This window comes from Alcaligenes sp. HNGD-HTN06, from assembly GCF_049932565.1.
In the GTDB taxonomy this organism is placed as follows: domain Bacteria; phylum Pseudomonadota; class Gammaproteobacteria; order Burkholderiales; family Burkholderiaceae_B; genus Alcaligenes; species Alcaligenes ammonioxydans.
Window position 1 is genome coordinate 2892937 of the sequence record NZ_CP187782.1, and the last position, 24819, is coordinate 2917755.

At 58.2% G+C, this 24819-nt stretch carries 21 protein-coding genes; 6 read left to right on the forward strand and 15 right to left on the reverse strand.

Translation table 11 applies throughout. The annotated features are described in order from the left end of the window. Positions 1 to 21: 21 nt before the first annotated feature. From ACOZ42_RS13300 to ACOZ42_RS13330, 7 genes are all read right to left on the reverse strand, one after another. Positions 22 to 939, reverse strand: coding sequence for an ABC transporter permease (locus ACOZ42_RS13300; protein WP_003802298.1), 918 nt, complete (start codon positions 937 to 939; stop codon positions 22 to 24). Next, on the reverse strand, positions 939 to 2000 hold the full coding sequence (locus ACOZ42_RS13305; RefSeq protein ID WP_059318314.1) for an ABC transporter permease: 1062 nt from the start codon (positions 1998 to 2000) through the stop codon (positions 939 to 941). Before ACOZ42_RS13305 ends, ACOZ42_RS13300 begins: the two co-directional genes overlap by 1 nt. Continuing rightward, positions 1987 to 3525, reverse strand: a complete 1539-nt coding sequence (locus ACOZ42_RS13310) for an ABC transporter ATP-binding protein (RefSeq protein WP_240209524.1) — start codon at positions 3523 to 3525, stop codon at positions 1987 to 1989. Before ACOZ42_RS13310 ends, ACOZ42_RS13305 begins: the two co-directional genes overlap by 14 nt. A gap of 135 nt (positions 3526 to 3660) precedes the next feature. Then, positions 3661 to 3852, reverse strand: coding sequence for a YqaE/Pmp3 family membrane protein (locus ACOZ42_RS13315; RefSeq protein WP_003802304.1), 192 nt, complete (start codon positions 3850 to 3852; stop codon positions 3661 to 3663). A gap of 135 nt (positions 3853 to 3987) precedes the next feature. Further along, the gene (locus ACOZ42_RS13320) at positions 3988 to 4974 is read right to left on the reverse strand and encodes a diaminopimelate dehydrogenase (protein ID WP_426345250.1); all 987 of its coding nucleotides are present in this window, start codon (positions 4972 to 4974) and stop codon (positions 3988 to 3990) included. 63 nt (positions 4975 to 5037) lie between these two features. Next, positions 5038 to 5673, reverse strand: a complete 636-nt coding sequence (gene leuE, locus ACOZ42_RS13325) for a leucine efflux protein LeuE (RefSeq protein ID WP_240209503.1) — start codon at positions 5671 to 5673, stop codon at positions 5038 to 5040. Between the two features lie 146 nt (positions 5674 to 5819). Continuing rightward, on the reverse strand, positions 5820 to 7343 hold the full coding sequence (locus ACOZ42_RS13330; protein ID WP_426345852.1) for an acetyl-CoA hydrolase/transferase family protein: 1524 nt from the start codon (positions 7341 to 7343) through the stop codon (positions 5820 to 5822). Between the two features lie 262 nt (positions 7344 to 7605). On the opposite strand from ACOZ42_RS13330, the gene ACOZ42_RS13335 reads away from it, so the two are divergent. After that, positions 7606 to 8511, forward strand: a complete 906-nt coding sequence (locus ACOZ42_RS13335) for a LysR family transcriptional regulator (protein WP_131070848.1) — start codon at positions 7606 to 7608, stop codon at positions 8509 to 8511. A 254-nt stretch (positions 8512 to 8765) separates the two neighbouring features. On the opposite strand, the gene ACOZ42_RS13340 is transcribed toward ACOZ42_RS13335, so the two are convergent. From ACOZ42_RS13340 to ACOZ42_RS13355, 4 genes are all read right to left on the reverse strand, one after another. After that, positions 8766 to 9002 (reverse strand): hypothetical protein, encoded by a 237-nt coding sequence (locus ACOZ42_RS13340; protein ID WP_003802313.1) that lies wholly within the window; start codon positions 9000 to 9002, stop codon positions 8766 to 8768. A 553-nt stretch (positions 9003 to 9555) separates the two neighbouring features. Next, positions 9556 to 11148 carry an alkyl hydroperoxide reductase subunit F gene (ahpF, locus tag ACOZ42_RS13345; RefSeq protein WP_003802315.1) on the reverse strand — a complete coding sequence of 531 codons (1593 nt, stop codon included), beginning with the start codon at positions 11146 to 11148 and terminating at the stop codon, positions 9556 to 9558. Positions 11149 to 11264: 116 nt separating this feature from the next. Next, complete coding sequence (gene ahpC, locus ACOZ42_RS13350; protein ID WP_003802317.1) at positions 11265 to 11828, reverse strand: alkyl hydroperoxide reductase subunit C; 564 nt, start codon at positions 11826 to 11828, stop codon at positions 11265 to 11267. Positions 11829 to 12019: 191 nt separating this feature from the next. Then, entirely contained in the window at positions 12020 to 13447 is a 1428-nt protein-coding gene (locus tag ACOZ42_RS13355) for a PLP-dependent aminotransferase family protein (protein WP_426345853.1), read from the reverse strand. A gap of 159 nt (positions 13448 to 13606) precedes the next feature. On the opposite strand from ACOZ42_RS13355, the gene ACOZ42_RS13360 reads away from it, so the two are divergent. From ACOZ42_RS13360 to ACOZ42_RS13375, 4 genes are all read left to right on the forward strand, one after another. Beyond that, complete coding sequence (locus tag ACOZ42_RS13360) at positions 13607 to 14497, forward strand: DMT family transporter (RefSeq protein WP_003802320.1); 891 nt, start codon at positions 13607 to 13609, stop codon at positions 14495 to 14497. A 186-nt stretch (positions 14498 to 14683) separates the two neighbouring features. Beyond that, complete coding sequence (locus ACOZ42_RS13365) at positions 14684 to 15421, forward strand: phosphoadenylyl-sulfate reductase (protein WP_003802322.1); 738 nt, start codon at positions 14684 to 14686, stop codon at positions 15419 to 15421. Positions 15422 to 15430: 9 nt separating this feature from the next. Then, on the forward strand, positions 15431 to 16342 hold the full coding sequence (cysD, locus tag ACOZ42_RS13370; protein WP_059318309.1) for a sulfate adenylyltransferase subunit CysD: 912 nt from the start codon (positions 15431 to 15433) through the stop codon (positions 16340 to 16342). Then, positions 16342 to 17643, forward strand: a complete 1302-nt coding sequence (locus ACOZ42_RS13375; protein ID WP_336580143.1) for a sulfate adenylyltransferase subunit 1 — start codon at positions 16342 to 16344, stop codon at positions 17641 to 17643. Before cysD ends, ACOZ42_RS13375 begins: the two co-directional genes overlap by 1 nt. A gap of 48 nt (positions 17644 to 17691) precedes the next feature. On the opposite strand, the gene ACOZ42_RS13380 is transcribed toward ACOZ42_RS13375, so the two are convergent. From ACOZ42_RS13380 to hglS, 4 genes are all read right to left on the reverse strand, one after another. Further along, positions 17692 to 19095, reverse strand: coding sequence for an amino acid permease (locus ACOZ42_RS13380; RefSeq protein ID WP_059318307.1), 1404 nt, complete (start codon positions 19093 to 19095; stop codon positions 17692 to 17694). A 173-nt stretch (positions 19096 to 19268) separates the two neighbouring features. After that, positions 19269 to 20798, reverse strand: coding sequence for an L-piperidine-6-carboxylate dehydrogenase (locus ACOZ42_RS13385; RefSeq protein ID WP_131070852.1), 1530 nt, complete (start codon positions 20796 to 20798; stop codon positions 19269 to 19271). A gap of 156 nt (positions 20799 to 20954) precedes the next feature. Then, entirely contained in the window at positions 20955 to 22259 is a 1305-nt protein-coding gene (locus ACOZ42_RS13390) for an NAD(P)/FAD-dependent oxidoreductase (RefSeq protein WP_003802331.1), read from the reverse strand. After that, entirely contained in the window at positions 22256 to 23644 is a 1389-nt protein-coding gene (gene hglS / locus ACOZ42_RS13395; protein WP_301605955.1) for a 2-oxoadipate dioxygenase/decarboxylase HglS, read from the reverse strand. The genes ACOZ42_RS13390 and hglS overlap by 4 nt, the downstream gene beginning before the upstream one ends. A gap of 244 nt (positions 23645 to 23888) precedes the next feature. Between hglS and ACOZ42_RS13400 the strand changes: the two genes are divergently transcribed. Continuing rightward, positions 23889 to 24794 carry a LysR substrate-binding domain-containing protein gene (locus tag ACOZ42_RS13400; protein WP_003802334.1) on the forward strand — a complete coding sequence of 302 codons (906 nt, stop codon included), beginning with the start codon at positions 23889 to 23891 and terminating at the stop codon, positions 24792 to 24794. Positions 24795 to 24819: the final 25 nt, after the last annotated feature.

Here is a 24819-nt window from a genome sequence, read left to right on the forward strand (position 1 = left end):
GTTTCCAGTCATGTCAGTCCTCTAGTTGTTGGGATTGAAGTTTTTGCCAAGCGATGCAGGCATATTCAACCTGATCCAGTTAGCGTTTCGAGAAATTAATACCAGCACAATAATCGTGGCCAGATACGGCATCATGGCCAGCAATTGCGAGGCTACCGGAACACCCAGAGCCTGCGCATGATAGGTCAGGATCGTGACCCCACCAAACAAGTAAGCGCCCAGCATCACGCGCCAGGGACGCCAGGTGGCAAACGTGGTCAGCGCCAACGCGATCCAGCCACGCCCAGCGACCATATTCTCGACCCACATGGGTGTATAGACCAGACAGATGAAGGCACCGGCCAGACCGCAGCAGGCACCGCCAAACATCAAGGCGCCCAGACGAATGTAGCGCACGTTGTAGCCCAGCGAGTGCGCCGAGGCGGGCGATTCACCCACCGCACGCAGTACCAGACCGGAACGGGTACGAGTCAGGAACCAGGCCACGGCAATGCACAGCACCCAGGACACATAGACCATGTAATGCTGCTGGAAGAAGGCAGGGCCGATCAGGGGAATATCTTTCAGCACGGGAATGGACAACTTGGTCACAACCAAGGAGTTACCGGTAAAAGGCAGGCCGATATAAGCCGAGGCCCCGACCCCGAACAAGGACAGGGCCAGGCCACACGCGACCTGGTTCGCACCCAGCCACACCGTCAGCCAGGCAAAGGCCGCCGCCATCACCATGCCAACAAGTGCGCCCAGCACAAAGCCCAGAGCAGGGCTGCCGGTTTGCACGGCCACGGCAAAGCCTACAATGGCCGCCATCAGCATCATGCCTTCCGAACCTAGATTAATCACGCCCGATTTTTCATTGATCAGCAAACCCAGGGCTGCCAACAGCAAAGGGGTTCCGGCGTTGATGGTTGCGGCCAGCAAAGGGGCAATCGCGTCCATTACTTTCTCCAGACCAAACGCTTGGTGATGAACACGTCACAAGCCAACAAGGAAAACAAGAGGATGCCCTGAAAAATGCCGGTGATCGCATTGGGCAAGCCCAAACGGCTTTGGGCCAATTCCCCACCGATATACAGCAAGGACATCACAAAGGAAGAGAAGATCAGCCCCAGCGGGTGCAGTCGTCCCACAAAGGCCACGATAATGGCTGCAAAACCATAGCCGGGAGAAATAGAGGGCGTAAGCTGCCCGACCGGGCCCATCACCTCTGCTGCGCCGGCCAGTCCGGCCAGTGCGCCCGAAATGAGCAGAGAGCTCCACAGCGCCCTGCGGGATGAAAAACCGGCATAACGAGCTGCCAGCGGGGCCATGCCCCCCACCCGCAAACGAAAACCAGCCATGCTGCGCGTCAGGAACAGCCAGGCTGCCACCGAGGCGATCAAGGCCAGAACAATACCGGTATGCAAGCGAGTCGCCGGCAAGACAGCGGGCAAGAGAAACCCGTCAGAAAACAGACTGGACTGCGGAAAACCGAAACCCTCAGGATCGCGCAAGGCACCGTGCACCAGATAGCTGAGCAGGTGCTGAGCCACATAAACCAACATCAGGGAAACCAGAATCTCGTTGGCATTGAAACGGTCTTTCAGAAAGGCCACGATCGCAGCCCAGGCCATGCCGCCCATCATGCCGCAGGCCAGCGCCACGCCAATCAGGAAAAAACCACCGTTGTCGCCATCGTCCACATGCAGTATGAACGCCCCGGCGGCCAAGGCTCCCATCACCAACTGCCCTTCCGCCCCAATATTGAAGATGTTGGCCCGGAAACAAATAGCCAGACCGACCGAGATCAGCAGCAGGGGAATCAGCTTGACGCCCACCTCGGCCCAGCCATTCAGGTCACGCAAGGGTTCCAGAAAAAAGACATTCAAGCCCGCCAGGGGATTTTTACCCAGGGACCAGAACAAGGTTCCGGCGACCACCATGGTCAGCAACACGGCCAGCAAGGGGGAACACCAGGCCATCAAGGTTGAGGGCGTGGCGCGAGTCTCAAGCCTGAACATGCTTGTCCTCCGTCCACAAACCGCTCATCCATTGCCCGATCTGATCAACACTGGCTTGCGCCACGGGAATAGAGGGAGACATACGACCTTTGGAGATAACAATCAGACGATCGGCGATCGCAAACAATTCATCCAGTTCTTCAGAGATCACCAGCAAGGCACAGCCGGCATCGCGCAGGGCCAGCAGTTCAGCATGAATCTGGGCAGCCGCCCCAACGTCCACGCCCCAGGTCGGCTGGGCAATCACCAGAATCCGGGGCTGACGGGTCACTTCACGGCCGATAATGTACTTTTGCAGATTCCCCCCAGACAGACTGTTGGCTGCGGCCTGCTCATTAGAGGTTTTGACTCGGAAGCGCTTGATAATCCCACCCGCCAGACGACGAATGCTGGAAAAGCGCAAAAAACCGCGTTTGACCGTCTCTTGATTCTGATGGGACAGCAGCAGGTTTTGTGCCAGCGACAATTCCGGCACCGCGCCCCGCCCCAGGCGCTCCTCAGGCACAAAGCCCATGCCCTGGTCACGGCGCCAGGCCGCGTCACGCTGGGCAATAGGCTGACCATCCAGCAAGATCATGTCAGCCTGTGCCCGGGTATCCTCACCCGACAAGGCGGCCAGCAACTCCTGCTGTCCATTGCCCGAAATCCCGGCCACACCCAGGATTTCGCCCTGGTGCAGATCAAAGCTGACATCCTGCAACTCGCAGGCAAAGGGGTGCGATTTGCTCAGCTGCAAGTGACGGACCTGCAAAAGCGTGCCCCCCTGCCGTGCACGGCGCTCGCCCAAGGACTGGGGTTCGGCGCCAATCATCAGGCGCGACAAACTGGCCGTGGTCTCCTGGCGCGGATCGCAGTAGCCCGTGACCTTGCCCATGCGCATGACCGTACAGGCATTGCACAGCTCACGGATCTCATCGAGCTTATGACTGATATAAACAATGCTGCAGCCTTCGGCAGCCAGCTGACGCAACGTGCCAAACAGGCGGCGCACCGCTTGGGGCGTGAGCACCGAGGTGGGCTCATCCAGAATCAGCAGCTTGGGCTTGCCCAGCAAAGCACGCACGATCTCTACCCGCTGACATTCGCCTACCGACAAGGTATGAATGTGACGCTGCGGGTCCAGGTCCAGCCCGTATTGACTGGCGGTCTCGCGGATGCGCCCCGCCAGCTCCTTCATATTGGTGGAAGCGGGCAGACCCAGGGCAATGTTTTCCGTAACGGTCAGGGTGTCAAACAGCGAAAAATGCTGAAACACCATCCCGATACCCAGTTGCCGTGCCGCTGCCGGGCTGCTGATCTGAACCGCTTGGCCGTCCCACAGAATCTCGCCCTGATCGGGCTTGACCACCCCATAAATGATTTTCATCAGGGTGGACTTGCCGGCGCCATTTTCCCCCAACACAGCGTGAATCTGCCCCGGCAGGATAGACAGGGAGACATGGTCATTGGCGACCACGGCCGGGTAGGCCTTGGTGATCTGGCGAAGCTCCAGGCGTGGTACCGCCTGGGGGTCTACGGACACCATTTGCTCACCGGACTCAGGAGAATGGCCCACGGGAGACGAGAGGGTCATGGCTGTATCAGCAAAAAAAGATAAAACGTCTGAGCAAGCACGTCAGGGCCCGCTCAGACGTAGAGAAAGAGAAGAAAAAGCCGGGGTTTAACGCTTGCCCAGGGCTTGTTCGATTTTCTTGTCGGTCTTGTATTGGCTAAGTGCATATACCGCCCAAATCGCGGCGGGAATCCATCCAATCAGGGTCAACTGCAAGATCAGGCAAATAATGCCCGCCACAGGCCGGCCAATCGTGAAAAAACCCAACCAGGGCAACAGGAGTGCGATCAGTAAGCGCATGGAAACACCCAACATTAGTAAGAAGTGGGCGCTATTTTACCCTTTATTGGCGCACCGAATCATTCAGGCGGAATCAAACCGGAATCGGGGTCCGGTTCTGCCTGGCAGAACCGGGTTGCGACGATGTCACTGAATTTACAGCAGCTCTTTGCGCAACTGCGCGGGTGACTTGGGCGAGAGCAGCCCAGGCGGCACATCCAGCACAGTCTGAGCACCGATCTGACCATTCTTGTTCATGCGGTAGGCGGCACGAGCGTAGGCCACCAGAACGCTGGACGTGAATTCCGGGTTGCTGCCCAGCTTCAATCCGTATTCCACCACTTGCTGCGAGCCCGCCGCAGACTGACCACTGCGAATGACAAAGCCACCGTGAGGCATGGCGGCATGATCTCGCGCCAGGGTCTGGGCGTCGATGAAATTCACTTCGGTGTCATAGTCAGCGAAATAGTCGGGCATGGTCACAATGGCTTCTCGCACAGCATCGGCATCCGCACCCTGCTCCAGCACGACAAAACACTGGCGCTTGTGCTTTTCACGGGTGCTCAGCTCCGGCTGTTCGCCATTACGCACGCGCTGGACCGCTGCTTCGACGGGCAAGGTATATTGCACGCCCCCGGCGACCCCGGCCACCCGACGGATGGCATCCGAGTGTCCCTGGCTCAGACCCTTGCCCCAGAAGGTGTAGGTCTGCCCCACTGGAAGCACACATTCCCCATACAGGCGGTTCAGGGAAAACAGGCCGGGGTCCCAACCCACGGCAATCAAGGCCGTCGTGCCAGCGCCCTGCGCTGCTGCATCCACCGCCGCGTAATACTCAGGAACACGGGCATGGGTATCAAAGCTGTCAACCGTCGTGAACCAGCGCGCCAGAGCCGGGCCTTGCTCGGGCAGATCATTTTTAGAGCCACCACAGAGAATCAGCACGTCAATATCATTACGGTAGTGCTCAATCTGGTCCAGGGCGCGTACGGGCACACCGGGACTTTGCAGTTGCAGGGAAGCGGGATCGCGACGGGTAAAAACGCCGACCAGCTCCATGTCCGGGTTTTGTGCCAGGGACAGCTCTACGCCTCGCCCCAAATTGCCGTAACCTGCAATACCGACACGGATTTTGCTACTCATGGTGTTTTCCTTAAATCTGATAAATAAGTGCTGTCAGAACGGCTGCGCTCTGAGACGGCCGGTTCAGTCGCCGATCATGCGGGCGGCAAAACCCATGAACAGGAGCCCCACCGAGCCATTGCCCATGCGGGACAAACGCTGATGACGTCGAAACATTCCTGCCAGGCGGTCACCGCCAAAAATCAGCAAAGACAAATAGCAAATGCTGATGATCTCCACCACCAGGCCCAGCACCATAAAGGCCAAGCCCGTGTGACCTTTGGAGGGGTCCACAAACTGCACAAAAAAGGACAGGAAAAACAGGATGGCCTTGGGGTTTAACAAGCTCAGCAGCAAGGCTTTGCGGAAACGGGTTTCGTGACGCAGGCGCGTGTCCACGGACTGCACTGCCCCCCCTTGCCGAAAGGCCGACTGCAAGAGCCGCAAACCCAGATACAGCAAATAAGCGGCACCGAGCCACCGTATGCCCGTATACAACATCGGCAGTGTCTTGAGCAGCGAGGCAGCGCCCAAGGCGGTCAGCGTCATTAAAATACCATCGCCCACCACCACGCCCAAGGCCGCTTTATAGCCTTCGCGCACACCGTGACCGGCGCCACTGGCCAACACGTACAAAGAATTGGGGCCAGGCAAAAGCACGATGACTACCGTGCCCACAACAAACGCCCAGAAATTGACTACACCGATTTGCTCAAGCACGCCAGCCTCGCTAAACGCAGCACAATCTGCAATTTTAGCGCTAAAAAAATGCCCCTGGCACGGGTGGAATGCCAGGGGCGATCAGGTCAGCTTGTAAGGTCTGCGTCGCCGGACTGACTCGGCCACGCATTACCCGACCTGATGGACTACACGGCAAGGAGCTCCTGCGTGTGGAACTGCTCCTGTTTCATGGTGCCCTCTTGCTGAAAACGAACATGCCAGGACAACGCTTCTTCCAGGATATGGGGCGTATGGCCGCCACGCTGACTGGCGCGTTCAAGATAATCCAGCAAAGCAGGACGATAGTCTGGGTGAGCACATTTTTCGATGATGACGCGGGCCCGCTCCCGAGGCGCCAAACCGCGCAAATCCGCCAGGCCCCATTCAGACACCAATACCGCCACGTCATGCTCGCAATGGTCTACATGCGAGACCATGGGCACGACACTGGAGATGGCACCGTCTTTGGCCACGGACTTGCTGACAAAAATGGACAAATGCGCATTACGGGCAAAGTCACCGGAGCCGCCAATGCCATTCATCATGTGCGTGCCGCAAACGTGGGTGGAGTTCACATTGCCGTAGATATCAAACTCCAGGGCCGTGTTGATCGCGATAATACCCAGGCGGCGAACCAGCTCTGGGTGATTGCTGATTTCCTGTGGACGCAAGACCAGCTTGTCGCGATAGTTTTCCAACCCCTCCAGAAACTGGGCCATCTTGGGAGCCGACAAGGTCAAGGAAGAGGCAGAGGCAAAGCTCAACTGGCCCGAATCCAGCATGGCAATTGCGCTGTCTTGCAGCACCTCCGAGTACATCTGCATGTCCGTGAAAGGCGAATCCAGCAAACCATAGGTCACGGCGTTGGCAATCGTCCCGATACCGACCTGCAAAGGCAGCAGGGAATGACTCATACGACCCGCATCGACCTCTGCTTTCAGAAATTCGATAATGTGACCGGCGATGGCCTGGGTTTCCTGGTCAGGGGGCAGCACGCTGGAGGGACTGTCCAAAGCGTCGGTCACTACGATACCCACGATACGGGCAGGATCAACCTCAATCGCGGTGGTGCCAATACGTTGGTCCACATCGGTCAATTCAATAGGCTGACGATGGGGGCGGGCCTGGGGTACATAAATATCGTGCAGACCTTCCATTTCCACCGGCATGCTCAGGTTCAGCTCGACAATGATCTGACTGGCCTGCTGGGCGAAACTGGCCGAGTTGCCAACCGAAGTGGTGGGCACAATCGCGCCAGTCCCGGTAATGGCGACGGCCTCAATCACCGCGATATCAATCGCAGGCAGATTGCCCGAACGCATGTGCTCGACGGTCAAGGACAAGTGCTGATCCGTAAACAGGACCTTGCCTTCATTGATATGACGGCGCAACACTGAATCTACTTGAAACGGCGAACGACGGGCGAGCACACCTGCTTGCGCCATCAAACCGTCGCTATCATTCCCCAGCGAGGCGCCGGTTACCACATTCAGTTTTAATGGCTCGGTGCGGGCGCGCTCGGCCAAAGCTCGAGGCATGACCTTACAGTCCCCGGCACGGGTAAAGCCGCTCATCCCGACATTCATCCCGTCCTTGAAGAAGGCGACGGCCTCCTGAGCGGTCATGACTTTGCCTTCCAACCCGGGGAAACGAATGCGATCCTTGAACATCGTGTGCTCCTGTCTCTGTGTCATTGATCTACCTGCTGTTGCTTTCGGAAGGGGCCGGGGCCGAAAGCGCCAGGCGAGATCTTCACGCAACAGAACGACATCACGCTTTAAAAGTGGTGGCGGTAAGAGCCGGAAATAAAAAGCCGAAATCGCCCTGACAACAGGCGTTTATGTTTTTTGAACAAAGCCAGCATAGCATCGCCATAATGAATAAAATAACTGCACAAAAGTCGTAAAATTCATAGAAAAAAGGACATTGAACATGGACATCCGGTCCTTAAGATACTTCATTGAAACCGTTAAACATCAAAGCTTTACACAGGCAGCGCAGAGCCTGAACGTGACGCAGTCAACCATCAGCAAGATGGTGAGACAACTGGAAGATGAGCTGGGGGAACCCTTGTTGATCCGCGATCACCGGCACCTGCAGCTGACCGATTGCGGCAAAGTGGTGCTGGAGCGCGGGCAGGAGGTATTGCAGAGCATGCAGGGACTGCTGCGAGAGGTGCACGAAGTGCAGGCTTTGCAGCGTGGCCGTCTGGATCTGGGCATTCCGCCCATGATTAATGTGCTGTTTACAGAAGTGCTCAAGACGTTCAAGAATCGGCACCCACGCATCGAGCTTATTTTGCACGAGGAGACCGGCATGGGAATTGAGCGCATGGTTGCCGCGGGCACAGTCGAAATGGGGTTGAGCATTTTGCCCCTGGGACCCGAGTTAAATGTGTCGGCCACACCGGTGGCCAAGCATGCGGTCTGGGCGATTGGCCATAAAGACACGCTGCCCGCTGGACAAAAAACCATCAAACTGCGGGAGCTGGAAAAGCATCCTTTGATTTTTCTGGGCGAAGACTACGCCCTGACCCGCATGCTGCGGCGCGCCTTTGCCCACGCGGGCTTGCAAATCAATATCGCTGCGCAGAGCAATCAATGGGATTGGGTCGCGTCCATGGCGCAAGCGGGCATGGGAGTGGCCTTGTTACCCCAGCCATTCCTGTCCCGGCTGGAACCGGGCGATTGGCTTGCCAAAGAGGTGGTGGAGCCTGGACTGAACTGGGAAGTGGCTCTGCTCTGGAATGGGCGCTATCTGTCGCAGGCGGCCAGGGCCTGGCTGCAAGTTTGCAGCGATGTGCTGGGTGGAAACTGGCCGGAGCTGGAGGGTGATTAATCATTAGAAAGGGGGATCGCCCCCCTCCTCGATTGCCGAGACAGCGCTTTACCTGTCTGCTCGTCATCGACGGTGTACCCGGGTCGCAACACAGACGACGTTGAGCGTGAATGCTCCGCTCCGTACCAGACAGCCAGTCTCAGCAAGCCACGGGGCGGAGCTGGCGCTTACGCAGGGTTTGGAAAGACTCATGCCCTTAGCAGACCGGGTAAGCGCAGCCTTGCGCAGACGCTTACCGTCAGCGTCAATCGACTCTATTTCACATAGTGCTCAATGGGTGAATGATCGTCCAGTCTCAACACCCGACCATCGATCAATAAGGACGGCAGCCGGGTGACACCAGCAGCAAGTGCATCCGCAACACACTCCTTCTGCTCCGAGAGATTGAACGCCTGATAGTGATGGGCAGGCGTGGAAAAGATCTGGCTCAGCAGCGTATTAATATCCAAGCAAATATTACAGCCATCATGAAAGAGTGTGACCTTGATCATTGAACGTCCTTTATGTGTAAGAGTCTCGATGCATGGGAAAACTCGCCGTCGTACCGGCCTGACCCGCTAAGCCTTAAGCCGGAACACCACGTCCCAGGGATCAGGGCTCAGGCCCACTCCCCGAGTCAAGGCCTCAGAAGGGAACCAAGCAAACCTCGATTATGTCCTGTGACAGAAAAGCATCATAGCAAAAATAAACCAATGGCAAGCTGCCCGTTCGTCCCAAATCGCTATCCGAGACTCCACATCATTCGGGCCGACCCGTGCTCCCGCAGCAAACCATCTGACGAGCGTTCCCACACACGTCCCTGGGCTTGCATGCTGAGAAACCTTACCGCCTCACACAGGGCCAGCCTGGACTTTCAGGCAGGCTTTGCAAGCGGGCACAATCGCCTCTCCTTCGACCCGCTTTGCACATGTCCACGCCAATACAAGCCATAGCGATGCAAAGCGCCTACCCAAGAGCAGGCGTTGCCAAAAGAACTGCATAAAAAAAGGGCCGCCCCAAACAGGGCGACCCTCTTGCACCAGCCAGTCCAATAATCAGAAAGACTTAAGCCGTTGCGTTTTCTACCACTGGCGCTTCAAGCTCGGCCGAACTGCGGATCAGGTAATCAAAAGCGCTCAAAGCCGCTTTGGCACCCTCACCGGCAGCAATCACGATCTGTTTGTACGGCACTGTTGTCACGTCCCCGGCGGCAAACACGCCCGCCAATGACGTGGCACCGCGTACATCGACCTCGATCTCGCCGTGGCGCGACAAGGCCACATCGCTACCTTTGAGCCATTCCGTGTTGGGCACCAGGCCAATCTGAACAAACACGCCATCCAGCTTCAGGCTCTTGGCTTGCTGAGTCGCACGATCCAGGTAGTTCAAACCGACCACCTTGGTGCCATCACCCAGCACTTCCGTAGTCTGAGCCTGCATGATGATGGTTACGTTAGGCAGGCTGCGCAACTTGTTCTGCAAGACCTGGTCAGCGCGCAAGGCATCGCCAAACTCGATCAGGGTGACATGCTTGACCAGACCGGCCAGGTCAATCGCAGCTTCAACGCCGGAATTACCGCCGCCCACCACTGCCACATCCTTGCCCTTGAACAAAGGACCATCACAGTGCGGGCAGTACGCCACGCCACGGTTACGGTAATCCTGTTCACCAGGCACGTTCAGTTCACGCCAGCGCGCACCTGTCGCCAAAATGACAGACTTGGCCTTGAGTTGAGCGCCGCCATCGACATCCACCACAATCTGCTTGCCTTCACGACGAATGCCCTGGGCACGGTGCAGATTCATGATGTCCACGTCGTACGTTTTAACGTGTTGCTCCAGCGCGGTCGCAAATGCAGGGCCATTGGTTTCGACAACCGAGATGTAGTTCTCGATCGACATGGTATCGAGCACCTGACCGCCAAAACGCTCGGCCAGCACACCCGTGCGGATTCCCTTGCGAGCGGCATACACGGCAGCGGCTGCACCGGCGGGTCCACCACCCACAATCAGCACATCAAATTCGTCCTTGGCATTCAAGGCTTCGGCACGAGCCGAGTTATCACCCGTATCCAGCTTGGCCAGCAATTCCTCGGCACTGGCACGACCCTGGTGGAACATTTCACCATTCAGGAACACGGCCGGAACCGACATGATGTTGCGCTGTTGGACTTCGTCCTGGAACAGGGCGCCATCAATTGCCACGTGCTTGATACGTGGGTTGATCACGGACATGGCGTTCAGAGCCTGAACCACGTCAGGACAGTTCTGGCACGACAGCGAGAAATAGGTTTCAAACACAAAGTCGCCGGGCAGATTACGGATCTGCTCAATCACAGCGGCATCCAGTTTGATCTCGTGACCACCGACTTGCAGCAGGGCCAGGATCAAAGAGGTAAATTCGTGTCCCATCGGAATACCCGCAAAGCTCACGCTAATGTCGGTACCGGGACGGTTGATCTGGAAGGAAGGCTTGCGCTCTTGCGCATCCGCATCTTCACGATAGCTGGTCTTGTCGGACAGACCATCAATTTCTTGCAACAGTTCGCGCAGCTCGACGGACTTGGCGCCAGTATCCAGCGACGCAACGATCTCGATCGGTTGCGTGATCTTCTCGAGGTATGCCTTCAATTGAGTTTTGATGTTTGCATCTAACATGTGATACGCCCTTTATCCTGTACTGAACGAAACAACATAGGGTGCCTGAACCGGTCAGGCACCGGGGTGGCGGCGCAGCGCGCCGACCACCACTCAAGACTCGTGTTTAAACGGTCTTAGATCTTGCCAACCAGGTCCAGGGAAGGAGTCAGCGTCTTGGCGCCTTCTTCCCACTTGGCTGGGCAAACTTCACCGGGGTGAGCGGCGATGTACTGAGCAGCTTTCACTTTGCGCAGCAGCTCGGAAGCCACACGGCCGATACCGTTGTCGTGGATTTCCAGAACCTTGATTTCGCCTTCTGGGTTCACCACGAACGTGCCACGCAGAGCAATACCTTCTTCCTCAATCAGCACGCCAAAGTTGCGCGACAGTTGATGAGTGGGGTCACCAATCATGGGGTAGTTCACTTTGCCGATGGCTTCGGAGGTGTCGTGCCATGCTTTGTGAGCAAAGTGGGTGTCGGTTGACACGGAGTAGACCTCTACGCCCATTTTTTGGAATTCGGCGTAATGATCGGCCAGATCTTCCAGTTCGGTTGGGCAAACAAAGGTAAAGTCGGCTGGGTAGAAAACAAAAACAGCCCACTTACCGGCAACGGTTTCGTTGCTGACTTCGATAAATTTGCCGTTGTGAAAAGCGGTTGCTTTAAAAGGTTTGATGACGGTGTTGATCAAAGACATATTTGCTCCGGTGAGTGATTAATCATTGACAGTAAAGCCATTATAGGAAGCCCCTGTCGATTAGTAAAATTGATTAATGCAATAACGCTCATTGCTATTAGCTATCGCACGTCGCATAAAAATTTCTTTCTATGCAGCGCACAGACTTATGCTAACAGAGACAGATGACAGTGCAACTATCAGCACTCAAGCTATAAGGCTTCTGCGTTCGGCACGCTCGTCGCGATCCGCCTTGCCGTGGCCAAACAACTGGCAAAATCGCTCCAAAAAGGGGCATCGTCGCCCAAGGAGACGTTGATGCGCATATAAGTAGATGGTTGCTGCTGCGGAGAAAACAAGGCCCCGGGAACGAGCAAGTGACCGGGGCGCCCCAACGCGCGCACCAGGCTTTCCGTATCCACCCCTGTATTCACCCAGACAAACATGCCCGCCTGCGCGGGAGCATCCGGTGTCAGGCCCAACTGAGCCAATTGTTCAAGCGTGCGCTGCCGGTCAGCGTCGGCATAACGACGCAGCCGGTCCAGATGTTTACGATAGGGCCCGTCTACCAACACCCGGTGGATCACGCGCTCACTCAATTCGGGCGAGGTCAGACCCGCCAGCATCTTCAGATTCACCAGCGACCGCAGCAACTCGGGGGCGGCCGCCATATAGGCCACCCGCAACCCTGCGGCCATGACCTTGGAATACCCTCCTACCAAGGTGACGCGCTTGAGCTGATCGAGCTGAGCCAGACGGCACGCGGGGTGGGCGTGCAACTCGCTATAGGTATCGTCCTCAATGATGTGAAAATCCCAGGTCTGGGCCAAGGTCAAAATACCGTGCGCAACCGCCGGGCTCAGGCTAAAGCCGGTAGGGTTGTGCACGACGGTATTCAAAATAACCAGCCGGGGGCGATGGTCGCGCGCCAATTGTTCCAGTACAACCAGATCAGGGCCGTCCGCCCGGCGCGGCACACTGAGCACGCGTACATCCACGACTGCCAGACGGGCAAAGAGCAAATACCAGGCAGGGTCCTCGACCACCACGGCATCGCCAGGTCGCAGCCAATGACGCAATAGCAGGTCCAATGCCTGCGTCACACCACTGCACAATAAAAGCTGCGTGTCGGGATCTGCCGGTATGCCACTGTCTTCGAGCTGCCCCGCGATATGCTGCCGCAAGGGCCGGTAGCCGTGAGAATGGCCATACCCCAGCAAACTGGAACCCGCACTGCGACTGACTTGCCGCAAGGCTGCCAGGATCATGTCGTTATCGAGCCACTGGCGCGGAATGCCCGCGTTGTCGCTATTGCCCATAAAGCTGTTGAGCATCCAGTTGACATCGATTTTGCACGGCTCTTTTTTCTGTACCTGCAAGGACTCCGAGCGCAAGCGCCGTGGACTGCGCACCCGTACAAAAAAGCCAGAACCGGGCCGCGACTCCACCAAACCCAAAGCCATCAACTTCTCGTAGGCCGCCACCACAGTGTGAGGACTGACCCCGGTGGACTGCGCCAGTCGGCGCACCGAGGGTAGACGGCTACCGCCCCGATATCGCAAATGTAAGGCCTGCTGCACCCACGCAACCAATTGATCGCTGAGCGTGACATCCGAACCGCGTACGGGCTCCCAATCCATCCATTCCATCGTGCCGACCTTTCGAAAGAGTGCTAACTGTAACGCCTTCCTGAGCAGTACAGTCTAGTTACCGATCGCCAAACTGTACCGCCACTGTATTGGCTGTTTATTTTAAGCTCAATGTTGTGATAAACCTATTTCCTGACCGTGGTGATATTCATGAACCGCAGCACCAGCCTTCCCATGCCCACTGCCGCTCCCGCCTTGCTGACCTACCTCTACGCCTTTATCGGCGTTACCGTCTTTGCCTTTACCTTGCCCATGACGCGGCTGGCAGTGCAAAGCTTTGATCCCTGGCTGATCGGAATGGCACGAGCCAGTATCGCCGGGGTGTTTGCGGCCATCATTTTGCTGGCCACCCGCAGCCGTCGCCCCACTGCGTCGGAATGGCGCGGCATCGCCCTGTCCTGTACCGGTGTGATCGTAGGCTGGCCCGTGTTTTCCTCGATTGCCATGCAGACAGTGCCGTCTTCGCACGGAGCCGTGTTAAGCGGGCTGATTCCTTTGGCGACCGCCATTGTTGCCTCTGCCCGCAGCGGAGACCCCTTGAGCCGCCGCTTCTGGATGTTGAGCCTGCTGGGTGCCGTACTGGTTCTACTCTATGCTTTCTATATTGGTGAAGGCGCCCTGCAAACCGGCGATATCTGGCTGGCCCTGGCCGTCTTCATGTCTGGCGTGGGCTATGCCGAAGGTGGCCGTGTGGCTCGAACCCTGGGTGGCTGGCGCACTATTTGCTGGTGCCTGGCGGCCAGCCTGCCGCTCACCATTCCTGCCACCCTGTGGCTGGCCTTTCCCATGGCAGAGATGCCTTCTTCCCACTCTGTCCTGGCCCTGCTCTATCTGGCCCTGTTTTCATCCTTGCTGGGGTTTTTCCCCTGGTACAAGGCCATGGCCCTGGGTGGGGTCGCTCGTATTGGACAGGTGCAACTGGCCCAGCCTTTTCTGACTGTGCTCATCTCGGCCGTATGGTTGAGCGAACGTGTGGATCTGCTGACCTGGCTCTCGTGCATCGTCATCATCGCCATTATTGCCGCCAGCCGCCGCGCCTGAAAATACCATGACAAGGCGGCTAAATACAGCAGGGGCATATTCACCTAACTAATACTTCGTTCCCAGCGTGGGCTCGCGCAAGCACACTGGCTCATCATCCCATGAACCATGTAAGGCAATAGCGCGGCCCACGTGACTCCGTTTTGAGCCGGGCCGGCACTGGTATTGCCACAAGGACAGTCGATCATGCCCGCCCAAGCCCCTGCCGCGCTTGCCCTGAGCGCCCGGCCCCTGATGCTGTGGAAACAACTGCGCGACGATCTGCAAGTCATCGCGCACGAACATGCTGATGCCGTTCTGGCCAGTTCCCTGGCCGCGGAAGACATGGTGTTGTTTCATGCCATGTCCATCTACACCCCCAAGCTGGAAACCGTCACCCTGGATACCGGTCGTCTGCACGCAGAGACCTTGCAGTTGGGGCGCGACATCCAGCAACACTACGAACGCCCTATCCTGTTTTTTCACCCTGACCCGGACCGGGTGCAGGAACACGTCACCACGCATGGCACACACGCTTTTTACGAAAGCGTGGAACTGCGCAAAGAATGCTGCGCGATCCGCAAAGTGGAACCGCTGCGCCGTGCCTTGCAAGGCCGATCGGCCTGGATCACCGGCCAGCGTCGCGAACAGACCGCCAGCCGCACCGAGCTGTCCAGCAAGGAATACGACAGCGTCTTCGGGCTGCAGAAATTCAACCCCTTGATCGAATGGACGCAGGACGATGTCTGGGCCGTGATCCGCGGACTGAGCATCCCTTACAACCCACTGCACGACCAGGGCTACCCCTCCATAGGCTGCGAGCCCTGTACGCGCGCCATTCGTCCCGGTGAAGACGTGCGCGCCGGGCGCTGGTGGTGGGAACAGCGCGACAGCCTGGAATGCGGCCTGCACGCCAGCAATCTGAATACCCGTGTCAACACCTGAAGGAACCCCATGGGCGAACCACTCTCTACCCGTACTCACCTGGACTGGCTGGAAGCCGAAGCCATTTTCATTCTGCGCGAAATCGCAGCTGAAGCTGAAAAACCCGTGCTGCTGTTCTCCGGCGGCAAGGACTCGGCCGTTCTGCTGCAACTGGCCCAGAAAGCCTTTGCGCCCGGCCCACTGCCGTTTCCCTTGTTGCACGTGGACACCGGCCACAACTATCCGGAAGTCATCGAATTTCGAGATCGCCGCGCCGCTGAACTGAACGCCGAACTGATTGTGCGCAGCGTGGAAGAGTCCATCGCGCGTGGCACCGTGGTGCTGCGCAACGAAACCGCCAGCCGCAACGGTGCCCAAGCCGTCACCTTGCTGGAAGCCATTGCCGAATTTGGCTTTGATGCCTGTTTCGGTGGTGCCCGCCGTGACGAAGAAAAAGCGCGCGCCAAAGAGCGCATCGTGTCCTTTCGCGACGAATTCGGCCAATGGGACCCCAAAGCGCAACGCCCCGAGCTGTGGCACCTGTTCAACACCCGCATCCACAAAGGCGAGAACCTGCGCGTTTTCCCGATTTCCAACTGGACCGAGCTGGATGTGTGGCAATACATCCAGCGTGAGGCGATTGATCTGCCATCCATCTACTACACCCACTCCCGTGAGGTGGTGGAGCGCCAGGGCCTGATCGTTCCCATCACCCCGCTGACTCCCTTGCTGGAGGGTGAGACCTCCGCATGGCGCGACGTGCGTTTTCGCACCGTAGGCGATATTTCCTGCACCTGCCCCGTACTCTCTACCGCCGCGTCCGTGCAGGACATTATTGCTGAAACCGCCTTGGCCACCATTACCGAGCGCGGTGCCACCCGCATGGATGACCAGACTTCCGAAGCCTCCATGGAACACCGCAAGAAACAAGGATATTTCTAATGAACACCGTCAATGACGCCTGGCTGCAGGCTGCCGATCAGGGCGTGCTGCGCCTGATTACCGCTGGCTCCGTGGACGACGGCAAATCCACCCTGATTGGCCGTCTGCTGGTTGACAGCCAGGGCGTATTTGCCGACCAGATTGCGGCTATTCAGCGCTCCAAGTACAAGCGCGGCGAGGACGCCGAACCCGATCTGGCCTTGCTGACTGACGGCCTGGAGGCCGAGCGCGAACAAGGTATTACCATTGATGTGGCCTATCGCTACTTTGCCACGCCCAAACGCAAGTTCATCGTGGCCGACACGCCGGGACACGAGCAATACACCCGTAACATGATTACGGGTGCCTCCACCGCCCAGGCGGCCATCATCCTGATTGATGCGCACCGCGCCAAAGACGGAGAGTTACTGACCCAGACCAAGCGCCACAGCACCGTTGCTAAACTGCTGGGCCTGCGTCATATCGTGGTGGCGGTGAACAAGATGGACCTGGTCGATTGGGACCAGGCCGTGTTCGAGCGCATCCATCAAGCCTACCGCCAGTTGGCCACGCAGCTGGGTATCGAACACTTCCATATCATTCCGCTCTCGGCCCTGAAAGGCGAGAACATCACCCAGGCATCGCCGCACACACCTTGGTATCAAGGCTTGCCCCTGCTGCCTTTGCTCGAATCGCTGGATCTGCGCGAGAACATTCAGCGCCCTGCCCGTTTGTTTGTGCAATGGGTGGCGCGTCATGGTGGCAGCAGCGCCGATGGCTTTCGGGGCTATGCTGGTCAGCTCAGCGGTGGCCGCCTGCAGGTGGGTGATAGCGTTCAGGTATGGCCCAGCGCCAAAACCGCACTTATCACCCAGCTCTTTCGCGCGGGCCAGGAGCAGATCCAGGTCAGCGACGGAGACGCCGTCACTGTGGTGCTGGATCGAGAACTGGATATTTCGCGCGGCGATTTATTCACATTGGCCCACGATCCCGTTAGCACCAGCAAACGATTTGATGCACAGCTATGTTGGCTGGACGAGCAGGCTCTCAACACCTCCCGTTCCTACTGGCTCAAACAGGGAACACGGCTGACGCAGGCCAAGGTGCAGGCGGTACATGCCTTGCGCGACGTACACAGCCTGCAAGAGCAGCAGGCAGCCGACACCCTGTCCTTGAATGATATTGGCCGCGTCAGTCTGGTCAGTCGGGACCCGCTGGTGCTGGACGACTATCAGGATCATTCCAGCACGGGCTCTTTCATCTTGATCGACCCCAGCACCAACCAGACCGTCGCTGCCGGACTCGTTCAAAAGGCTGCATGACATCCGCTGTGCGGCAGGACCTGTGCCTGCCGCATTGCGTGCCTGAGGTTACAAGGACCATCCCTGCCGCATCTGCCCAGCCTGGCGGGCACCACGTCGAAGCCTGATAAACGCCGCCAGCACAATGCAGGCGCTGACCCCTAAAGTCATGGCCAACTGGTAACGGTAGGCCTCCACCATCGCCATATACACCAGCACCGCCAGGATCAGGATGATGGACAAATAGGTCAGCCAGGGAAAAAGCCACATCTTGAAGGGCAGGTCTATGCCTTTTTTTTCCGCTTCGCGCCGCGACAATAGCTGGGACACTGCAATCACCAGATAGACCAGCAAGGCGATGGCCCCGGTGGTCGAGAGCAAGAAGGAAAATACCTGGCCAGGCAAGAGGTAGTTCACCAAACACCCTGCAAAGCCGGCCAAGGTCGAGACAAGCACCGCGTTATAAGGGACACCTTTGGGCGAAACCCGGGCAATACAAGCCGGAGCGTCGCCACGGACGGACAGGGAATAGATCATTCGAGAGGCCGTATACAGGCCGGAATTCATGCAGGAGGTCACGGCGATCAAGACCACCACATCCACCAGCAATTTGGCCTGGGGCAGTTGCAACACTTCCAAGGTACGCTGAAATGAACCCACCTGCGTGAGCCTGGGATCGTCATACCCCACAATCAAGACAATCAAGGAAATCGACAGCACATAAAACAAGGAGATTCGGTAGACCACCAGGTTAGTCGCCTTACGTATTTTTTCCTGAGGCTTATCCGTTTCGGCTGCGGCAATCGTCACAATTTCCGCCCCAAAAAATGAAAACATCGTAATCAAAATACCTGCCAGCACCGCCCCCATGCCCTGCGGCGCGAAGTTGCTGAACACGGGAACCATGGGTACCTTGCCCCCCTCGACCCACGGCCAAAAACCGGTCAGGGCGCACAGGCAAGCCACAATAAACACAATGATTGCCAACACCTTGATCAAGGCGAACCAGAATTCAAACTCGCCAAAATTCTTGACGCTAAACAGATTGGTCGCCGACAAGGCAACCATAATGACAATCGAAAACACCCACGAGGGTATATCCGGCATCCATTGATGCAGGATGTCGGCACCGGCAATGGCCTCGACCGGAATAATCAACCCCCAGAACCACCAGTACAACCAGCCAATGGAAAAGCCCGCCCACGGCCCGATCGCCCGCGCGGCATAGGTGGAGAATGAACCGCTGTCCGGGTTGGCCACGGCCATCTCGCCCAGCATGCGCATCACTAGCAGCACCAGGGCTCCCGTCAATATGTAAGACAATACCGCCGCGGGTCCGGTTTTCGCGATGGCATTGGCGGAGCCAATAAAAAGTCCAGCGCCGATAATCCCCGCAATCGAAATCATGGACATCTGTCTTGAGTTCAGGCCGTGCGCGAGCGCGCCCCGACCTGCCTGATCAGGCATAGTCATTCTTGTCTCCTCGCTTTTTTATTTCATGGCGGCACCAGCCGAGCCCGCCTGAGATGCCCTTGCGATAGGCTTGGCCGATCAGGGGCACCTCTTATCCATGAGCACCACCCTGTGCGGGTCGCAGGCCCTGCCGATCAGCGGTCAGGGCCGTCTTTCTGAGCACTCGAACAGCGTCAGAGGTCGAACTTCACGCCTTGCGCCAACGGCAGTTCCCGTGAATAGTTGATGGTGTTGGTCGCCCGGCGCATGTAGGCGCGCCAGGCATCGGAGCCGGACTCACGGCCCCCGCCGGTTTCCTTATCACCGCCAAAGGCACCACCAATCTCGGCTCCCGAAGTCCCGATATTGACGTTGGCAATACCACAGTCAGAACCACTGGCCGAGAGAAACGCCTCGGTTTCACGCAAGTCATTACTGAAAATCGCGGACGACAAACCTTGTGGCACATCGTTTTGCAGGGCCAGCGCCTCGGACAGCTCCTCATAGCGCAGCACATACAAAATGGGCGCAAAGGTTTCCTGCCGGACCGTGTCGGTCTGCCTATCCATTTCCACGATGGCAGGCCTGACGTAATACGCTGAGGGAAACTCGTCCTGCAACACTCGCTCCCCACCCGTAACCCGCCCGCCCTGTGCGCGGGCTGCCTCCAAGGCCGCCTGCATCGCCTCAAAAGCAGCCTGATCGACCAGCGGTCCCAGCAGCGTTCCCTCCTGCAAGGGATTACCGATCCGGAGCCTGCCATAGACCTGTTTGAGGCGTTCCACCAGTTGATCACTGATACTGCGATGCACAATCAAACGTCGTGTACTGGTACAGCGCTGCCCTGCCGTACCCACAGCCGCAAAAACAATCCCTCGCACCGCCAGATCCAGATCCGCATTAGGCGTGACGATAACCGCGTTATTGCCACCCAGCTCCAGCAGAACGCGACCGAAACGACGCGCCACACGAGGGCCCACCTCCCGTCCCATGCGTGTGCTACCGGTGGCCGACACCAGCGCCACCCGAGCATCATCCACCAGGATCTCACCCGGCTCGCGCCCACCGATCAGTACCTGGCTCAGGTGCGCGGGCCCGTCTTGAAAACGCGCCATGGCTCGCTCAAAGACTGCCTGGCAAGCCAAAGCGGACAACGGTGTTTTCTCCGAGGGTTTCCAAACGACGGCATCCCCACACACCAGTGCCAAAGCGGTATTCCAGGCCCACACCGCCATCGGAAAATTGAAGGCCGTAATCACACCGACCACGCCCAGGGGATGCCAGGTTTCCATCATGCGGTGACCGGGCCGTTCAGAAGCAATGGTCAAACCATAGAGCTGTCGGGACAGTCCCACGGCAAAATCGCAGATATCAATCATTTCCTGGACTTCACCCAGACCCTCACTCGTGATTTTTCCGGCCTCCAGAGAAATCAACTGTCCCAAGGCGTGTTTTTCGGCCCGCAGCTCCTGACCCAGCAGGCGGACCAGCTCCCCTCGTACTGGAGCCGGGACAGTACGCCAGGTCTGCCAGGCCTGATGGGCACGGGCAATGGCCTCTTTGACCTCCTCGCTGCCGTGAGGTCGCAGTTGGGCCAATTGGCTGCCATCAATAGGCGAGCGTACCGACATGCCCTGCTGGAAATCGAGAGCGGTCGTCACGCCCAGTCGGGCCAAAATGGAATGCGCGAGTTCGCTGGTATGCGCCGTGGCTGTGTAAGTCATGCTTGTACCCCATAAAAAAGTGCGGAAGATCGGCCTGCAAAAGCCCTCCCCTTCCTGAACATAAAGCGTCAGCCTTCGGGACAGGCAGGTCTGCCGCTATCGCCAGCAGGCCACTGCGTAACCCAAGGTTTGTCATCGGCTGAACGATCGACAATCTCAAGATCGGCGCTGTCCCGACAGGCTGCGGGCACCGACAAAATGCGCCAACTGCGCCCCGTATTCATAGCCCGCCTCCTTCAAGGGTTTGCATGAAACCGGTTTGAGCGCAGACACAGGCAGGGGCAAGTCCTGCACCTTGCTCCGCCCCACGATCAAATTCGCCAGTTCGCGCCCAAAGACCGTGCCGGGGGCAATGCCTCGCCCGTTATAGCCGCTAAAGGACCAGACCTGCCGCCCCAACTGGTGCAGACGCGGCACGGCATCCGACGTCATGCCTATCCACCCATACCACTCATAATCAAACTGCACCTGCTTCAGGGCCGGAAACAGCTGCCGCAAGGCACGTTGTGCCCAGGCCTTGTGCACTGAGCGCCCACGGTCGCGCAATGCCCCCACACTGCCAAAAACCAGGCGTCCGGCCTGATCGAAACGGTAGGAAGACAGAACCGAACGCGTATCCCAGACCCCCTGCTTTCCCGGCAGAATCTGGGCGCGCAGCGCGGCATCCAGGGGTTGCGTGGCCACATTGAAATACGGCAGACGCACCAATTCTGCAGGCAAGGCGGGCCAGACATCACTGGTGTAAGCATTGGTCGCCACAATCACCCACGGCGCCAGCACCTGGCCATCCTCGGTCTGCAGCACCCAGTGCGTGCGGCCGTCCTCAACCCGTCTGACCGCAGTTTGCTCATAGATGCGGGCCCCTGCTTGCATCGCGGCCCGCGCCAGACCCCGAACATAGGCCAAAGGTTGAATCGTGCCAGCACGCCGATCCAGCAAGGCCCCCGCATAGGCGGTGGTTCCCGTTGCCTCAGCCACCTGTATTTGATCGAGCAACTCGACTGGCGCCCCAAGCTGCTGCCATTGGCGCCAACGCTCACGGATATTGCGTAGACCACCCGCCCCTACCGCACAATGCAAGGTACCGGCCTGCACGGCCTGACAATCCATCCGGTGCTGGGCCACCAGCTCATACACCGCCGCCGGTGCCCCACTTAACAAATGCAGCAGGCGATCTCCGTAAGGCGAGCCCACTGTCTTGAGCAGCGTTTCCGGTTCAAGCCACAGGCCCGCATTGACCAGACCCACGTTTCGTCCCGATCCCCCAAAACCGATCTGCGCCCCTTCCAGCACGACGACCCGAACCCCGGCCTGCGCCAGATGCAAAGCAGCAGACAAACCGGTAAAGCCCGCACCCATAATGGCGACATCGGCCTTAACGGAGCCTTGTAAGCGCTCACACGCCGGCGCGGGCGGCGCGGAAGCCTGCCACAGGCCGTGACTGCGCTCGTGCGCATTCATGCTTTTGACTCCGCAAGAAAACGTTGCTGCAACGCCTGCTCGGAGCGCGTCTGAGCAGCCTGGTACAGATCAATCTCATCAAGCACAGGACTGCCCAGGTTGCGTTCAAATTCCGCGCGAGCCGCCTGCGAGACATAGTTTTTTTGCTCCGCATCACCCAGGTTGGACTGAAAAATCCCCGCTGCGCTGACCGGCAGAAAATCTTCGTACGTAATCGGGCTTAGTGCGACCACCCCGCGCTTGACCAGATCAGGCAGGTCCCAGGGCCGGCCAGCGGCCACTTCTTGCTGCCAGACAACCGGGTCCCGTGGCTCAAACCGGAAAAAAGCCAGTCCACGTTCATACAGCTCATGCTCGTCATCCGGGAACTGAGTAAAGACATGCTGGAGACGCTCGGTGTACGTCTGCGTAGACCTTGCTTGCGACCCGAGTTCTCTGGCCTGCATCAGCAAAGAGTCGTAAAGTGCGCGGCCTGCCCGCGTCAAGGCCACACCACGTTGCTCGATCTCGCCAAAGCGCGCGGTATGGGAACCGGCCCGCGTCTGGCCGACAAACTCAATCTCCTCTTCCAAGGCCTTGAAGCTGGTCTGACGCAGCAGGATGGGGTTGCGCCGTCGCGGCGGGCCTTCGATCAACTCTTTGGCGGGAATGCCCCGTTGAGGCATCGCCTCTTGTACGGCGTCAATGTCCAGAGTTCTGGGCGTAAGGTGATTGATGTGCGGCCCCTTGAAGCACACAATATCGGCCAGCAGACGATGCGCTGCATGGAACTTGCGATAGGTGTCCTGATCAACAGTGGCTTGGCGATGCCAGCGAAAAACCTCCGTGGCCGCCGTTACAAACTCCTTGGCCTGCGGCTCGGTCAGTCCCCCTGCCGCCTGGGCTTGCGCGGCCAGCTCCAACAGCCCGGGTGGAAAAATCGATCGCTGCGACAAGATGGCGGCCGCCTGTTGGCGCAGGCTCACATCTTCGATCAGTTCCAGCCTGAGTAAAGAGGTAAATACCCGAAAAGGGTTGATCTGCAGTGCGTGCTCATCCACAGGGCGAAACGCGGTGGAATGAACCGGCACCCCCGCCACGGACAGATCGTAATAAGCCACGGGATACATGCCCATGACCGCAAAAATCTGGGCAATCCCTTTGAGCTCCGCTGCTGTTCCGACCCGAATCGCACCATGACGCTCCACCTCCAGGCGGGTCAGCTCCGAGTGCTGCCGCAAGTCGCGCTCCAGCGTCGGCTCCCGCTCGAGCACGGCGGCGTTGATCTCACGCACCAAGCTCAACAAGGCACCGTACTGCGGCACCTCTTGCTGATACATGGCCGACATGGCACGCGAGAACCGGGAACGGATTTCGTCCTTGGATATAAAAACAGAGGTGTCCATAAAACCACCAGCAAGTTGCCTGACCTGACGACACGGCAAGGTCAGTCCATGAGTGAATCACTCCCGCTTACCGGCATGCGCTATTTCACATCGCAGTCCGCGGCAGCCCATAATCCTATAAGCCTGAAATAGTCGGCTATCTTGCACATCATTCTGTGAGCGGGGACAAGAGGGGTCAAACGATAATTCCAACTCAAGTCATTCCTGAATAGAATGACTCAACGTTTTCCCTTAGCTAGCCGGTATGTCCATTCCCAAGCGCTTTCTTCCCCCCATGCACGTCCTGGTGGCCTTTGAGGCTGCTGCACGCCTGGGCAGTTTCACAGCCGCGGCAGGCGAGCTGAGTCTGACCCAAAGCGCGGTCAGCCGGCAGATCCGGCTACTGGAGGAAATATTGGGCGCGGACCTTTTCATCAGAGAACGCCAAACCGTTCGTCTGACCCAGGCTGGCAGTACCTACGCCCAGGAACTAAGTGATGCACTGCGGCGTATTGCCAATGCCACCTTGGGATTCAAAGCCAATCCCCACGGCGGAACACTGAATCTGGCGATCTTGCCAACGTTCGGCACACGCTGGCTTGCCCCCCGATTGCCAGCGTTTCTTGCCACGCACCCGGGCATCACCATCAATCTGCTCACGCGCCTGCAGCCCTTTGACTTTCAAATGGAACATGTGGATGCCGCCATCCATTACGGCCTGCCCGACTGGCCGGGAGCCCATCTGGATTTTCTGATGTCAGAAACGGTGGTGCCGGCCTGTAGCGTCGGCATGCGCGAGCACTATCGGTTTGAGACGGCCGCGGATTTGCTCAAGGCCCCCTTGCTGCATCTGGTTTCGCGGCCAGATGCGTGGGAGCGCTGGTTCGGCGCCAACGGCGTGGAAAACGTGCGTATTCACGGCATGTTGCTTGACCAGTTTGCACTGATTACGCAAGCCGCCATTTCCGGCCTTGGGATTGCGCTGCTGCCCACCTTCCTGTTCAAGCAGGAGCTGGAGCGGGGTGATCTGGTTCTGGCGCTGGACTCGCCCTGCACGAATACGGAAGCCTATTACCTGGCATGTCCAGCGGGACGCGGTGACTATCCCCCCCTGCTCGCGTTTCGGCAGTGGCTGCAGGAAGAAATCGGTCGTGAACGCGCCCCGGCCTGACGCCGGGGCCTCAGGCGGCCCCTGC